Source organism: Algoriphagus sp. 10J20-15, from assembly GCF_055809615.1.
Genome location: NZ_JBVVUG010000048.1, coordinates 128,625 through 143,442 on the forward strand (window position 1 = coordinate 128,625; position 14,818 = coordinate 143,442).

Annotated in this window: 14 protein-coding genes; 10 read left to right on the forward strand and 4 right to left on the reverse strand. The window is 39.6% G+C overall.

The genetic code is table 11. The annotated features are described in order from the left end of the window. From AC0L6R_RS23275 to AC0L6R_RS23320, 10 genes are all read left to right on the forward strand, one after another. A complete protein-coding gene (locus AC0L6R_RS23275) occupies window positions 1–2,577 on the forward strand; it encodes an SLBB domain-containing protein (RefSeq protein WP_473273346.1) in 2,577 nt (858 codons plus the stop codon). After that, window positions 2,577–3,644: a GumC domain-containing protein gene (locus AC0L6R_RS23280; RefSeq protein ID WP_283412085.1), complete on the forward strand. Its 1,068-nt coding sequence runs from the start codon at window positions 2,577–2,579 to the stop codon at window positions 3,642–3,644. The genes AC0L6R_RS23275 and AC0L6R_RS23280 overlap by 1 nt, the downstream gene beginning before the upstream one ends. Before the next feature lie 12 nt (window positions 3,645–3,656). Continuing rightward, window positions 3,657–4,952 (forward strand): oligosaccharide flippase family protein, encoded by a 1,296-nt coding sequence (locus AC0L6R_RS23285; RefSeq protein WP_473273347.1) that lies wholly within the window; start codon window positions 3,657–3,659, stop codon window positions 4,950–4,952. Between the two features lie 100 nt (window positions 4,953–5,052). Then, a complete protein-coding gene (locus AC0L6R_RS23290) occupies window positions 5,053–5,985 on the forward strand; it encodes a glycosyltransferase family 2 protein (protein ID WP_283412083.1) in 933 nt (310 codons plus the stop codon). Between the two features lie 119 nt (window positions 5,986–6,104). After that, a complete protein-coding gene (locus AC0L6R_RS23295) occupies window positions 6,105–6,758 on the forward strand; it encodes a 2OG-Fe(II) oxygenase (RefSeq protein ID WP_473273348.1) in 654 nt (217 codons plus the stop codon). Window positions 6,759–6,880: 122 nt separating this feature from the next. Continuing rightward, the gene (locus AC0L6R_RS23300) at window positions 6,881–8,233 is read left to right on the forward strand and encodes an O-antigen ligase family protein (protein WP_473273349.1); all 1,353 of its coding nucleotides are present in this window, start codon (window positions 6,881–6,883) and stop codon (window positions 8,231–8,233) included. A 165-nt stretch (window positions 8,234–8,398) separates the two neighbouring features. Next, a complete protein-coding gene (locus AC0L6R_RS23305; protein ID WP_473273350.1) occupies window positions 8,399–9,517 on the forward strand; it encodes a glycosyltransferase family 4 protein in 1,119 nt (372 codons plus the stop codon). A 15-nt stretch (window positions 9,518–9,532) separates the two neighbouring features. Then, window positions 9,533–10,681 (forward strand): glycosyltransferase family 4 protein, encoded by a 1,149-nt coding sequence (locus tag AC0L6R_RS23310; RefSeq protein WP_473273351.1) that lies wholly within the window; start codon window positions 9,533–9,535, stop codon window positions 10,679–10,681. Next, window positions 10,657–11,832, forward strand: a complete 1,176-nt coding sequence (locus AC0L6R_RS23315) for a DUF1972 domain-containing protein (protein ID WP_283412078.1) — start codon at window positions 10,657–10,659, stop codon at window positions 11,830–11,832. Before AC0L6R_RS23310 ends, AC0L6R_RS23315 begins: the two co-directional genes overlap by 25 nt. Before the next feature lie 81 nt (window positions 11,833–11,913). After that, window positions 11,914–12,324 carry an OsmC family protein gene (locus AC0L6R_RS23320; RefSeq protein ID WP_473273352.1) on the forward strand — a complete coding sequence of 137 codons (411 nt, stop codon included), beginning with the start codon at window positions 11,914–11,916 and terminating at the stop codon, window positions 12,322–12,324. 105 nt (window positions 12,325–12,429) lie between these two features. Here AC0L6R_RS23320 and rlmF read toward each other — a convergent pair whose 3' ends face one another. From rlmF to AC0L6R_RS23340, 4 genes are all read right to left on the reverse strand, one after another. Further along, window positions 12,430–13,383, reverse strand: coding sequence for a 23S rRNA (adenine(1618)-N(6))-methyltransferase RlmF (rlmF, locus tag AC0L6R_RS23325; RefSeq protein ID WP_473273353.1), 954 nt, complete (start codon window positions 13,381–13,383; stop codon window positions 12,430–12,432). Between the two features lie 90 nt (window positions 13,384–13,473). Then, window positions 13,474–13,806, reverse strand: coding sequence for a CIA30 family protein (locus tag AC0L6R_RS23330; protein WP_473273354.1), 333 nt, complete (start codon window positions 13,804–13,806; stop codon window positions 13,474–13,476). Then, window positions 13,778–13,966, reverse strand: a complete 189-nt coding sequence (locus tag AC0L6R_RS23335; RefSeq protein ID WP_473273355.1) for a CIA30 family protein — start codon at window positions 13,964–13,966, stop codon at window positions 13,778–13,780. The genes AC0L6R_RS23330 and AC0L6R_RS23335 overlap by 29 nt, the downstream gene beginning before the upstream one ends. Before the next feature lie 71 nt (window positions 13,967–14,037). Then, window positions 14,038–14,769 (reverse strand): SIMPL domain-containing protein, encoded by a 732-nt coding sequence (locus tag AC0L6R_RS23340; protein ID WP_283412074.1) that lies wholly within the window; start codon window positions 14,767–14,769, stop codon window positions 14,038–14,040. Window positions 14,770–14,818: the final 49 nt, after the last annotated feature.

The following is a 14,818-nucleotide window of genomic DNA, read 5'->3' on the forward strand; positions in this document are numbered from 1 at the left end:
ATGATTTCAATTATACGATTCTCTTACTTTTTTGTATTTATAGCCTTTTTGGGGTTAACAGTTGCTCCGACTTTTGCACAGGATATTAATGATGCTAGCAAAATCAAAGTTGATGAACTGTCTGACGATCAAGTTCAAGGTTTACTTGATCGGGCAACAAACGCTGGGCTTTCAAAGTCAGAGTTTTTGAAAACGCTTGAAATACAAGGCATGCCTCCGAGCGAAGTGGCTAAAATGAGAATGAGAATATCTCAAGGAGAAGAAGAATCCATCCGCAACACCAAAGTTTCCAAACGTGACGAACGCGAGCAAGTCGACATGGATGAAATAGCTTTAGGAATGCTACAATTTTCTGAGGGTACAATAAATCACACAGATGGGAATGAAATCTTTGGAACATCTCTTTTTTATCATAGAAATCGACGCTTAAGTTTTGAGCCAAGTCTAAATCAAGCCACTCCAAAAAGTTATGTATTAGGTCCTGGAGATGTGATTTATGTAGATATCTATGGGCAATCAGAGCAATATTATGAAGCGACAGTTAATCCGGATGGATTTGTTCTATTGGATAATATTGGACCTGTATCTGTATCTGGAAAATCTATTGAAGAAGCTACTGGAATCCTGAAAAATAGAGTCGGAAAATATTATCCTGGTATACTAGGGAGCAATCCCAACACATTTCTTCAAGTGACTTTAGGAAATGTAGGCTCCATTAAAGTCAACATTTTAGGGGAAGTTCGCCTGCCCGGTACATTTACCCTGAGCGCCTTCTCCACTGTCTTCAATGCATTGTATGCCGCTGGTGGGCCAAATGAAAACGGCTCCATGCGGAAAATCAAGTTGGTAAGAAATAATAAACAAATCGCTGAGATAGATGTCTACGATTTGTTGATTAATGGCACTGCAAAACTTGATCTAAAGCTACAAGATCAGGATGTAATCCTAGTACCTCCATACATTTCCCATGTCAAAATCAAAGGAGAAGTGAAGCGCCCAATGGTTTTTGAGGCTGTAGAGGATGATACGTTTTCTGATATTTTAAATTATGCTGGTGGATTTACCGATCAAGCATTCAAGGACCGAGTAGCCATTTCCAGAATCACAGGAAATCAGCGCTCTGTATCCGATGTTTATCAGAACCAATTTGACATGTTTATCCTCAAAGGAGGAGATGAAATCACAGTTCAGCGTATCCTGAATCGCTATTCCAATCGAGTTCAGATTAAGGGTGCTGTTTACAGAGAAGGTACTTTTGCTTTAGATGAGGGGCTTACCTTATCCCAATTGGTGAAAAATGCGGAAGGACTTCGAGGCGATGCTTATACTACTCAGGCAAGTATCCTAAGAACTAAGGATGACCTAAGCACAGAGATGATTCAGCTTAATCTAAGGGGAGTTATGGATGGAACTGCTCCTGACGTACCACTTCGCCGCGAAGATGTGGTAAGAATTACGAGCATCTACGATATTAACAATGAACAGTATGTGCAGATCCTTGGCGAAGTTAAAAAAGCAGGTGTCTATCCGTATTCTGCTGAGATGAAAGTAGAAGATTTGATCGTAATGGCGGGAGGATTCCAAGAATCTGCTAATGCTCAGGATATAGAAATTGCCAGAAGATTGGAAGATTCTGATTTAGGCACATTAGCCGACATCATTCCAACACAGGTAAATCCAGACTTAGGTTACAATCCAACTTCTCCTTCTTTGGTGCCATTTGACCAAGTCATTGTAAGAAAAAGAGCAAGCTTCACTATGCAGAAATTAACTGCTGTGGAAGGTCAAGTAAATTCACCCGGAATTTTCGCCATTCAAAGTAGTGGAGAACGTATTTCAGATTTGATCAAAAGAGCTGGGGGGCTCAATCAATTTGCTTACGCAAAAGGGGCTACTTTAATCAGACGCACTGAGTTTTTCAATACGGAATCCGAGCAAATTCGACGTCAACGGAATTTGGAAGGCTTAAAGATGAAACTTGCTGAAGACCCGAGCAACTCTGAGGCTCAAGCAGAATTGCTGCAACGCTTATTGACGGAATCTCCATCCAAAGAGTCTCCAGTTGACAACCAATTAGCTCAAAGCAAAAAGGAGTCACTGGATCAAATAGCATCAGAAACCCCAGGATTTGCGGTGAAACTTAAAGAAACTGAAGCAGTCGCTATAGATTTGGAAGAAATACTAAGAAATCCAGGCTCAGAAGACGATCTTCTCATTGAAGAAGGAGATATACTTTCTGTGCCAAAGCTTTTTCAAACAGTGCGGATGAGAGGTGATGTAGTATATCCAACTACCCTTCGTCACGAGTCAGGAAGAAGTTTGAAACACTACATAAATGGTGCAGGAGGTTTTGAGCGTCGTGCAAATAGAAAGCAAACGTACGTGGTTTATGCCAACGGTGCAGTAAAACGAACCAATGGCTTCTTAGGAATTAGAAATTATCCTTCGGTAGAACCTGGGGCAGAAGTAATAGTACCAACCAAAGGTCCAAAAGTACCTTTAAGATTAGGTGAAGTAGTTGGAATCACTACTGGTTTGGCAACCTTAGGCTTGGTAATTTCTCAAATCAACTGGTAATGTCCGGATCAAAACATTTCACAGAAAATCAATTCACCATCAAGGAAGTCCTCCAAAACTTCGGTAGTTGGATCGCTTATTTCATTTCCCAATGGAAAATTCTCCTCTTTGCAGCACTTCTGGGAATAGGATTGGGAGCATTAGTTTCTATTTATAAAAAACCTGTTTTCGTCGCGACTACTTCATTTGTACTGGAAGATGGAGATGGTGCCGGAATGGGTCAAATGTCGGGATTAGCATCATTGGTAGGAGTTAATTTGGGTTCCATGGGCGGGACCAGTGGGCTTTTCCAAGGCGATAATATTATGGAGCTTTATAGATCTGAGCGTATGCTGGATGAAGCGCTATTAAGTCCTTTTGATGAGAACCAACTATTGATCGATCGATTTATTGAATTTGAAAAAATCGATAAAAAGTGGGCTTCCAAAGTAGATATAGCGTCAATGGACTTTTCTATTCCACGGGAAAACTTCACCATAGCCCAGGATTCTGTAGTCAAAGAAGTAGCAAAACTTGTGCGGGAAAATCAGCTTTCAGTCGCTAAACCTGACCGTAAATTGACAATCATCCAAGTAAGTGTCTCCTCAAAAGACGAACACTATGCCAAGGCATTCAATGAACATCTGGTAGAGAATGTAAATGAATTTTACAGAGAGACTAAAACCAAAAAAACCAGCGAAAACTTAGCTATTCTTCAGTCTCAGGCAGATAGCGTCCGCAAAATATTAGATGAAAGCATAGGAGCCTTTGCATCCGCAACTGACCGTGTTCCCAATGCCAACCCACTGCGCTCTTCAGCAACCATAGAGACGAAAAAGAGGCAAATTGACGTACAAGCAACTGGTGCGGTATATGAGGAAGTGGTAAAAAATCTGGAAATCGCCAAAGTCAATCATCGAAACAATTCTCCTTTGATTCAAATCATCGACTCCCCGAGATTTCCATTGGAACGATCGGAGATTCGTCTGGTAAAAGGCATGGTTTATGGATGCGTTATCCTAGGAATGCTCACAATTATGTGGCTTTATTTCCGACGATTATACCGGAAGCATGTGCAGGAAAGCTAAATAACAGCTGGCATGCTAGAAAAACTCGGGCTCATTCCTTTAAGTAACATCGTTAAGAATAAATCTATCCAGAATTTTCTTTTTCTGGCGATTATTCAATCCTCCAATATTTTGATCACTATCATTTCCATGCCTCTGTTGATTCAGGGGATTGGAGTCGATCAATTTGGATTAGTTAATCTCGCACTTTCGGTCATTATACTTTTGAACATAATTGTAGGCTTTGGCTACAACCTAAACGCCCCCCGGGAAGTTGCTATTAATCAGCAAAATAGAGTTGAATTATCACATATAGTTTCCAACATTTTTTCGGCTAAAATTTTACTTGCTACAATAGCCAGCCTTGCTATAATCATCGGAGTTTTCGGCTTTAACCTATTCCAAGAATATCAGGTCATTTTGGTGTTTTCACTAATGCTCCTTTTTTCTGAAGCTACGTTACCGCTTTGGTTTTTTCAGGGTATGGAAAAAATGAAGCTGGTCAGCATAGCGAATATTTTCAGCAAGCTACTTTTCCTCTTAGGTATTGTGCTATTTATCCACAAGCCAGAACAAAGCAAATGGGTAAATTTCATGATGGGTTTTTTTGGTCTAGGAGTTAATATTTTTCTGCTGATCTACATTAGAATCTATATGCGGATCACATTTTATAGACCCGAGTTTCATGCTATTTGGAAGAGCCTTAGATCAAATGTTCTCCTGTTTTTCTCTAATCTAGGAAGTCATATAGCCGTAAATGGAGGATTGATAATACTCAGCTTTTTCACCGCTGCAGAAACGCTAGGTATGTATAGCTTAGCCGAGCGGGTGATCATGGTGATGCGTATGCTTCCTTCGCTAATTGTACAAGCGGTTTATCCAAATGCTGCCAAATTATACAGTGTAAACAAAAAAGCATTTGTGAGATTTTCAATCAAAGTATTACTCCTTTCCATTGGTTTAAGTGCGTTTTTGTCATTAATAACCTTTCTTTGGTCAGATTTCATTATCTCAGTTTTATCACGAGAATCTCTTCCAAAATCTGTCGAAATTCTAAAGATTTTAGCTTTTATCCCACTTCTGGCTTCCTTTAATATCTGGAATATTATAGTGTTTCTTATCAATGACCAGAAACAACTAATGTTCAGAACTTCTTGGCTGATGTGTATTTACATGCTTATAACCTCTGTATTCGCAACTGCTTATTATGGGGAAATAGGCCTAGCTTTTGCACTACTATCCACCGAAGTTGTTGCTTTTATTATCTCATGCTATTTCAACTGGAGCCACAATAAAGCGTTGGTACTTGGTCTTTTTACTAAAAATTGATTTTTAAAATCCATCTTTGATTTTTATTTGAGTCTTATATTTGAGCGCTGATACACATATTACTACAGCAACCACATACATTTTCCACAAACCTTTCTGAATGAGTTCTTCACCTTTTCCTTCCGTAGCAATAGTTTTGATCAATTGGAAAAATTATGAAGACTCTAAAAAATGCATTCTCTCACTTCAAAACTGTACCTATCCCAATTTTAAAACGATTATGATAGACAATCACTCCGGTGATGGTTCTGGAGAAAGGCTTGAGAATGAATTTGGAGATTTTGCACATTTTATCTTTACTCAGGAAAATCTAGGCTTCTCCGGGGGTAACAATGTGGGGTTTCGATATGCTTTGGAGAATGGGTTTGACTACATCCTAGAACTAAATAATGACACTGAAGTCGAACCCGATTTCCTGGATAAATTGGTTTTTTCTATTGATGATAAGCCTGAGTATGGTATTGCACAGCCCCTAATTTTCTATAATGGCGAACGTAGAAATGTCATATGGAATGCAGGTGGTAAACTCATTGCTTTTCTAGGTCTTTCTCTCACAAAAAAGGAAGGAAAAACTGATCTAAGTGATGTTAGATCGGAGGAGACAGATTGGACGACTGGTTGCGCTACTTTAATTAAAACAAAAGTACTTCGGGAAGCAGGTCTTCTGAAGGAATTCTTCTTTTTCGGTTCATTTGAAGATGTGGATCTTTCCATGCGAGTTCGTGAAAAAGGCTACAAGCTTTGGTTTGAATCAGAGGCAAAAATCTATCATTCCGTAGGGAATTCTTCCAAGTCAAAGACTAAGGGAAAAGAGGGTTTTCTAAACCCAATAGTCCATTATTTGGCCCAGAGAAATCAAATGATATTCATTAAACATCACACTAAAAATATTTTTATACCTTTGGCCGTGGCCGTCCAATTTGGCAAAATGCTTCTTTATTCCATTTATTTTATTGGTAGATGGAGGCTTCAAAAGTTAAAGATGGCCTGGAAAGGCTTTGCTGATGGCCTAATAAAAACCTACCATGATTAAGATTGAGGAGATTAAAAATAGAGTAGAAGAGTTTCACTCCGTCTGCACCTTTTCCACATTTAGTTATCGATGATTTTGTAGAAGAAAAATTTGCAAAATCTCTATCAGAAGAGTTTCCGGTGATAGGTGATGCTAGTCTATTCACCTATTCAAATCCGCTTGAAAAAAAGTCAGCTCTGAACGATTGGAATAAGTTTCCTGAGTATACTTATAAATTTTTTGAATACTTATGCTCTGAGACATTTGTCAACAACTTAGGAGCAATTTTGGGAATCAAATTGTATCCAGATTTTGGCTTACATGGTGGCGGATGGCACATGCATCCTGATGGAGGAAAACTCAATCCTCATCTAGACTACAACATTCATCCTAAGCTGGGATTACAGCGAAGAATAAATCTGATTATATATCTTTCTCAAGATTGGAAACCTGAATTCGGAGGCCATTTTGGACTTTGGAGTAATGATGCAGAAAACCATCGACCTCAAAAGCTGGAAAAGGAAGTGGAAGTGAAATTTAATAGGGCAGTTATTTTTGATACTACCTTCCAGTCATGGCATGGCTTAAGTAGAGAAGTGAGCACCGAAGGAACGAATATCCGAAAGTCTCTTGCGATCTATTATCTATGCGATCCTCCTGCTAATTCTGTCAATCGTCAGCGTGCTCTCTATGCACCAACGGAGGATCAAATCTCAAACCCTGAAATTGAAGAGCTAATCAGAAAAAGAGCTGATAATCAGCTTTACAAAGACCAATACATTACTAAAAGTTGATTTCAGGTTCGGCATTGCAACTTGCTTGTACAATTTTCAAAAGCTGGTTAATTTGCTTATTGTCGTTTGAAGCATTGATTCAATTATTACTGAACCTGAAAGTATAACATAATGGTAAGCCGATGCCTTTGATATTTTTCATTTTAATCGCACTTGCGGTAGCAGCCGGATCTCTCTGGACGCTTCAGGAAATGATATTTAAAGGGAAATGGACTTATTTTATCTTCTTCCTTGCTGCTTTTTTGCCATTTTATATCACCACGCTCAGTGTGGCATTTTTGGTGACTAGGTCGCCCATGATCGTAAGTTTATTTCAGGTCAGTAAGGAAATCATCGTTCTGACGGCAGGGTTGATTTTTGTTATTTATCAAAAGAAAATATTCAGCTACCCCTTGCGACTTCAATCCACAGATTGGTACTTGCTGGCTTTTATGGTATTGACAGTCGTTTTCCTTGTGGTACCAATAGGACAGGCAAGTTTTGTGAACAAAGCACTCTACTTCAAGAGTATGTTCATTCCTAGTTTGATCTACTTGCTTGGCAGAAATACTCAGTTTGGTGATTTCGAGTTGAAGCGATTGTTTCAGATCATTTTTATCATTGCCATTGGAGCATTTCTAATGAACTTGGTGGAAAACTATCTTTTAAATGCACACCTACAGCAATTTACTGGCTATGCCCTTTTCAACGAAGAAATAAATAATATTGAGCCACAGGGGCATTATAACCTGACGTGGACCTTTGAAACTACCAATGCAATGAAGCGACTCGGGAGTTTTTTCTCAGATCCTTTAGAGCTGGCCAGCTCTGTTTTAATGGGGTTTTCAGCAGGATTGATTTGGTTTTTAACTTCAGAGAGGTCACATCAATGGAAATATGTTCTTGTGATGCTTTGCTCTATTGGAAGTCTTGTCTTTGCTTCTTCCAGAGCATCATTTGCTGCATTTTTTCTGATGATATTCTTTGTTGCCCTGGTCTTCAAACTGTATAAATTAATTGGTTTTGGGTTCCTGAGTTTAGTCTTATTTGTGGGATACGTGCTTTTCTTTGCACCGGAGGATTTCTACTTCTACGTGATTGATACCTTAACGCTCGCAGATACATCAAGCATTGGCCACGTGGTGGAATGGGTACTGGCATTAGACTCAATGATGACAAATCCTATGGGCATTGGACTTGCTATGAGTGGAAATTTTGGCAGTGTGACTGAAGAATTACGGGTTGGCGGCGAAAATCAGTTTTTAATATATGGAGTTCAACTGGGTTGGGTTGGTATGTTTTTGTACATAGCAACACTCTTCTCAGGTATTTGGACTTCGATCTATGTCTTTAAAAATTCTGATAATTTGAATTTGGCAAGAATGGCATTTGTAGCAGGAACTGTAAAAGCAGGATTATTACTACCCTTATTTACTGCAAATGTGGAAATCTATACTTACATTCTCATGGATTTCCTGGTGGATGGTTGGAATTAGCGTGAGGGAATATTCCAGAATCCAAGTAGAAAACTATGGCAAAGAAATAGTAGTCTAATTTTAGGCCAATTAAAAAATTGTATAATTAAAGATTCGGCTATAAAGTTATTTATCAGAATATTATACTTTTTAAGAAACTGAATGAAAGAAATCTATTAACTCTACATGAAAGTCCTACTCGATTTACAATATTTGAACGTCGCCACTACAGGTATCAAAACCTATATGATGGAATTGGCGGAAGCCGCATTGGCTTATCCACATCCAGAGATCGAATGGATTTTTTCCCATGATCCAAAAACCCAAAGTGCTGATCAGACTTTTAAAGGGCCTCAATCCAAAATTCAGCGTCTCAATTATCACATGGATTACTTTCGCTGGAAGGAATTCCAATTACCTGATTTGGTGAAAAAGCACCAGCCGGATGTGTTGATTTGCCCGGATTTTGTCTCGCCTGTGGCAAGCCTTCCATGTCGGAGATTAACAGTGATCCATGATGCTTTCTTCTGGCAAATGCCTCAAAACTACCCCAAGTGGTGGAGAACATACTTCCTGCGGTTGATCAAAAAAGGCCTGAAAGAAAATACCGAGATCATCACCACAACGGAATACTCCCGAAAATCACTCTACAAATACTTAAAGAAAATATATCCGATGACCGTTATTTATCAAGCTCCAAAAAGGCTTGAGAATGGCCTGGATACTACTTTTTTGGAAGAGAATGGATTGGCAGACCAAAAATATTTTATGCATTTGGGCACCTTCGATAAGCGCAAAAACCTTCCCATGCTCGTTCGCGCTTTTGACAATTTCCTCAAGAAAACTAAAGTTGATTTCAAATTGGTATTAGCTGGAGGGGCCGGACAAAGTGCGCAAATGAATGACCTCCCCATTGTAGAAAAGCTGGTGGAAGAACTTGGCCTTCAGGACAAAGTTTTCCTGCTTGGATATGTAAATGATCATCAAGTGGCTGCCTTGTACAAAAATGCTTTTGCTTATGTATTCCCTTCCGAAAATGAGGGCTTTGGAATCCCAATTTTAGAAGCTATGGCAAATGGAATTCCTGTAATCCACTCTAACCAACCTGCATTGATGGAGGTAGCTGGAGGATGTGGACTTCCGTTCAAAACTGGTGACCAGCAAGATTTAATGGAAAAAATGATATTTTTGGCTTTAGATGATGACCAAATCAACTCGATGGTTGGTAAAGGTCTCGAGCAATCCAAGAAATTTTCTGCACAGAAATTTATTGAAGGATTTCAAAATGTAATCCTTAAAAATTAGCAACCGGTTTTTCAATTGACAGTACTCTTCCTTAATAGTTCATCAGACCGATATGGCTCTTCCAGAATACTGATTGAAGTAGTAAAGGTTTATAAAAATGCTGGACTAAAACCAGTTGTGGTCTTGCCCGAACCGGGCCCTTTGCAACAATATCTTGTAGAAGAAGGAGCTATAGTCCGAATTCAAAACCTTGGAATTTTGCGACGTAAATACGTGAACATTCCCGGACTAGTGAATAGGCTATCTATGAATTACAAAGCCTATAGATTTTTAAGCCAGCTGCACAGTGAGTTCAAGTTCGACCTAGTTTACTCCAATACCCTCGCAGTGGTAGTCGGGGCACAATGGGCAAAATTGCATAACCTGCCACACTTTTGGCACATACATGAAATCCTACTTGGGCCTACACCTTTGGTAGGCCTCTTACGACGATTGTTAGATCGTACTACTCCCTCACCCATCGTAGTATCACAAGCGGTGAAAAATCACTGGGACAATAAGTTAGAGGTATCAAAACCTACAGTTATCCACAATGGAATACCCTATTCAGAGTTTCTTGAAAAACCTGGAATACGCCCTCAGGAGTTAGGAATAGCCGATGATCACCTGATTATTACCATGGTTGGTAGAATCAATCCTGGTAAAGGACAACTTTTCTTCTTAGAAATGGCCAAGAGGATAGTAAGTTCTTATCCACATTGCCACTTTCTATTAGTTGGAGATCCATATCCTGGTTATGAGAATTTGGAGGTGCAAATGAAGCATTTTATCAATGAGCATAGACTGGAAAATCATGTAACAAATCTCGGCTTTAGAGAAGATATAGGCTCCATCCTGAAGACAACAGATATTTTTGTCTTACCATCGATTTTACCAGATTCATTTCCTACGGTCATACTGGAAGCCATGGCAGCAGCCTGTCCAGTCATTGCTACGCAATCCGGAGGAGCTTCGGAAATGGTGGTGAACGGTGAAACAGGATACTTAATCCCAATTTACAATCTAGATGAAGGAGTAAATGCGTTAATTAGTTTAATTTTGGATCAAGAACTTAGAGAGAGGTTTGGGAGTGCCGGTAGAAATCGGGTATTGAAGGAGTTCAGTTTGGATAGTTTTAGAAAAAAAATTGAAAACCATTTATGGCAGCAGCTAAGAAGAAATTAAAAGTAGCCATAATGGGGGCAAAAGGATATCCCTATGTGTATGGAGGATACGACACCATGGTCAAAGAGCTTGGTGAGCGACTCGTAGCCAAGGGTGTTCATGTCCGCGTATATAATCACAAAGCCCTATTTCAAGAAAAACCAAAATTTGTAAATGGCATAGAATGCATTTACATAGGAGCAATTGAATCAAAGATAGGCACCCAACTTTCGCATACTTTTTTCTCCATGATGCATGCCTGTTTCTCAGACGTGGATGTGATTTTCGTGGTCAACAGCGCTAATGGACCTATCGGCTGGTTTTCCAGACTTTTCAGAAAAAAAACGGTGATCAACGTGGATGGTCTGGAGTGGCTCAGACCAAAATGGAAAGGCATGGGATCAAAGTATTTTTTCTGGGCATCTAAGATGGCCACGAAATACTACGATCAACTGATCAATGACTCGGATGAAATGCAGCGTGTTTACAAGGAATTATTCAATGCAGACTCCAAAGTCATCGCATATGGGGCAAATCCACGAGCAGATGTAGCAGCTGATCCCATTGAGAAATGGGGAATTGAACCGCAGGATTATTTCCTGATCGTAGGCCGACTTATTCCGGACAACAATGCAGACCTTATAATCGATGGATTTTTAAAGTCTAACTCAAAGAGAAAGCTCGTAATAGTTGGCGACGTACCATTCAATGACGAGTATGCCAATGTCCTCAAAAACATAGAAGACGAAAGGCTATTGTTTTTGGGATACATCACTGATCAGAATGAATTAGCAGCATGGTACTCTCATTGCTACGCCTATTTTCACGGTCACGAATATGGTGGGACGAATCCAGCGATGTTGAAAGCACTTGGTTTTGGCTGCGCTATCTTAGCTTTGGATACCCCATTCAATCAGGAAATGCTCCAGAACGGTAAACATGGTTGGTACTTTCAAAAGACTAAAGAATCGGTTCAGGACATCGTGGAAGCAGCGGAAAGTAGTAAGGAAAGAATGGCATATTTCCGAAGCACCGCTCGCGAGGGGCTTGTACAAAGATACAATTGGGACTATGTGACCGATCAATATTTGGAGGTATTTCAGAATTTGTCAGGTAAAAAAGCATCAACTAACCCGCCTGAAAAACCGAAAATGGAAAAGGTGGAAAATTGATGATTCTAAGCTTTAGCTGAACTTATACGCACATATTTCCCTTTAACTATTATAACTTTTAACCCTAAAATCTTTTAAACCATGATCAGAAAAGCAACCGCCGTATGGCAAGGAACAGGTAAAGATGGCAAAGGTCATTTGACTACGCCTAGTACTGTTTTAGACAAAACACAATACTCTTTTGGGTCCAGATTCGAAAGTGGAGTGGGTACCAATCCTGAAGAATTAATCGCAGCAGCGCACTCTGGATGCTTCGCAATGAAATTGAGCTTCAATCTGCAAGAAGCTGGCTACACCGCAACAGAATTAGATGTGACTGCAAACATCACATTTGAAGAAGGAACATTGAAGCAATCTCACTTAGTCCTAAAGGCTAAAGTGGACGGTATCGCTCAGGATAAATTCGATGAGCTAGTGAAAGACGCTGAGGAAAATTGCCCTATTTCCAGAGTTTTGGATTTGGAGATCAGTGTGGAAAGCACGTTGAATTAAGAGCCTAGATTCAAGTATTAAGATTTAAGAACGGCGCTTTGATTCATTTCAAAGCGCCGTTCTTATTTCCGAAATTTCAAATTTCAAATCCACCAATTTCAAATTCTAACTCCATCTTCTCTTCCTCCAGTTTTCCTGTTGCTCTGGATTCAAGAAAGTCCATGCGATAAACCTGCTTTTTTTGTTACCCTGAGTCATTTGTATGATCCTCCGATCTGCAACACGGGCTTTTTTCAAAGCTAAAACCAATTCCTTTATGTGCTCTTCCTTAGAGACAATGGAGGTAAACCAAAAGCAATTGAATTTAAAAGTGATACTCTCACGAATCATTTTTTGAATAAATGCCAACTCGCCTCCTTCGCACCAAAGCTCGTTGTTTTTTCCTCCAAAATTCAATGTGACCTTCTTACCAACTTTTCCTTGTAGATTTTTCACTTTTCTAGTACTACTTGCTTCTGCAGCAGCTTGGGACTCATGGAATGGAGGATTACAGGTAACTAAATCAAAAACATCATCTGATTTGATGATTCCTGAAAGTATTTCCTTTGAATTTTCCTGAAGTCTTAAGGTGATTTTTCCTCGAAACTGAGGGTTCGCATATAGGTTCTCCTGAGCTGAGTCCAACGCTACAGTATCTATTTCGGAGCCAACAAATGACCAATCGTAAATAGCATTTCCTAGCATTGGATAGATGCAGTTCGCTCCTGTCCCGATGTCCAACACTTTGGTCTGATCACCGGCTGGCAGTTTATTACCATTGCTATCAGTAAGTAAATCTGCCAAATAATGAAGGTAATCTGCTCTTCCGGGTATGGGAGGGCAAAGGTATCCACTTGGAATATCCCAGGATGAAATCTTATAAAAATGCTTTAACAAAGCTCTGTTGAGTTCCTTTACTGCATTTGGATCAGCGAAATCAATGCTGAGGTCTCCGTATTTATTTTCTGCCACGAATCTGCCCAACTCAGGCTGAGTGGCAATTAAGCTTGGAAAATCGTAACGCTCCCGGTGGGCATTGCGGGGGTGAAGGGCGGTTTTTGTAGTCTTATTCTCTTTCACATCAATTCAATCTAGCACAAAGATAACTGCCTAGGCGGAATGGTGATTTATTTATCCTAATTGCCTGACTATTACTTGAAAATACTAGTCTTAAAGTAGCTCGATAGACTTTAATTTCAGGTGAAATTTCTGTTCTTTTTTATTCCCAATCAAAAATGCCAATTCCTCAATCTGCTCTTTGTCAAAGTTAGGAATTGAAAGTTTACGCCCTCGAAATGCAGGGTACATATCGGCTAGATCGATTTCTATGGTTTCCCATTCTCCGCTTGTTTCAAATTGAGAGATATAGGAATGGCGATCAGAAACAGATGCCTTTACTCGAAATTGATATGGGCTACCATCCCCTTTTAAATGGATTTTAATCGTTGTGTGGGACTGAATTTGAAAAGTTTCCCTATATGCTGACAGAGGAAAACCCTCCATTATTTGCTAAGGACACAACCCCTTCAAATACACCATTGCCAGATTCATTGATATGGAAATCACCAGATGATCTCCCTCCCATTACTACATCATCCACTATTCTCCAATCTGAAGTAGGTGAGTTTTTGGTAAACTGATAGAGGACAATAAATGAAGACATAAGGGATAATAGGATTAAAGCTTTCACATCATGTAAAAGCACAAAGGGCAGCAATTGTTTGAAAACGTCTTTTAATCGACCTCAAAAATCAACTTCATCGTAATCGAAGCGGTTTTGTTTTTATCCGCTGTATTAAATGTGCCACCCCAAGAATAGTCTTCCCCTGAGTTTTGACCTGTGATCTGAAAGATTCCCATATTGGCTGAGATCAGGTCTCCAAGATCCCCTTTGGAATTTTCGGCGATTCGCTCAGCACGGATGGTTGCATCTTCTGTAGCTTTAGCAATCATTTCCAATTTCAGTGATTCCAGCTCAGTATAGTAGTAGCGTGGAGACTGGGAGTAAAAAGCAATTCCTTGGTTGAGCAGTTCTGTGATCTCTCGCGAAATCTTTTCAACTTTTTCCACTTCTGTAGATTCGATTTTCAAGGATTGACTAAGAGTATAACCTTTGAAGGTTTGTCCCAAATATCGGCCATCATTTGAATAATTTTGGTCATAGTTTGGGTTGGTATTAACCGCGTTGAAAATCAACTTCTCAGCAGGAATTCCTTTGGAAATCAAATAGTCCGAAACTAGCTTTCTGTCTTTCTCTAAATCAGCATAGGCAGATTTCAAATCAGAGCTTTCGCGGCTAAAATTACCTTCCCACACCACTAGGTCAGAGGTAAAATTACTCTCTCCCAAGCCCGTGACATTGATCGTGCCTTGAGGTCGGTTTCGGTTGATTACTGCATTTCCCAAAACAATCGAAGCAATTACGATCGCTACTGCAAATAGAATGGCTGATACATTATTTTTCATGGATTCTAAAAATTATTTATAAGACTAATAACAAATAACCCGCCAAGTG

Excerpts from the sequence above, each read along its gene's own strand:
- AC0L6R_RS23340 (WP_283412074.1), bottom strand. The coding sequence starts at position 14,769 with ATGAAAAATAATGTATCAGCCATTCTATTTGCAGTAGCGATCGTAATT.
- AC0L6R_RS23335 (WP_473273355.1), bottom strand. The coding sequence starts at position 13,966 with ATGTCTTCATTTATTGTCCTCTATCAGTTTACCAAAAACTCACCTACT.
- AC0L6R_RS23290 (WP_283412083.1), top strand. The coding sequence starts at position 5,053 with ATGAGTTCTTCACCTTTTCCTTCCGTAGCAATAGTTTTGATCAATTGG.
- AC0L6R_RS23285 (WP_473273347.1), top strand. The coding sequence starts at position 3,657 with ATGCTAGAAAAACTCGGGCTCATTCCTTTAAGTAACATCGTTAAGAAT.
- AC0L6R_RS23305 (WP_473273350.1), top strand. The coding sequence starts at position 8,399 with ATGAAAGTCCTACTCGATTTACAATATTTGAACGTCGCCACTACAGGT.
- AC0L6R_RS23320 (WP_473273352.1), top strand. The coding sequence starts at position 11,914 with ATGATCAGAAAAGCAACCGCCGTATGGCAAGGAACAGGTAAAGATGGC.
- AC0L6R_RS23300 (WP_473273349.1), top strand. The coding sequence starts at position 6,881 with ATGCCTTTGATATTTTTCATTTTAATCGCACTTGCGGTAGCAGCCGGA.
- AC0L6R_RS23280 (WP_283412085.1), top strand. The coding sequence starts at position 2,577 with ATGTCCGGATCAAAACATTTCACAGAAAATCAATTCACCATCAAGGAA.
- AC0L6R_RS23315 (WP_283412078.1), top strand. The coding sequence starts at position 10,657 with ATGGCAGCAGCTAAGAAGAAATTAAAAGTAGCCATAATGGGGGCAAAA.
- AC0L6R_RS23275 (WP_473273346.1), top strand. The coding sequence starts at position 1 with ATGATTTCAATTATACGATTCTCTTACTTTTTTGTATTTATAGCCTTT.
- AC0L6R_RS23330 (WP_473273354.1), bottom strand. The coding sequence starts at position 13,806 with ATGGAGGGTTTTCCTCTGTCAGCATATAGGGAAACTTTTCAAATTCAG.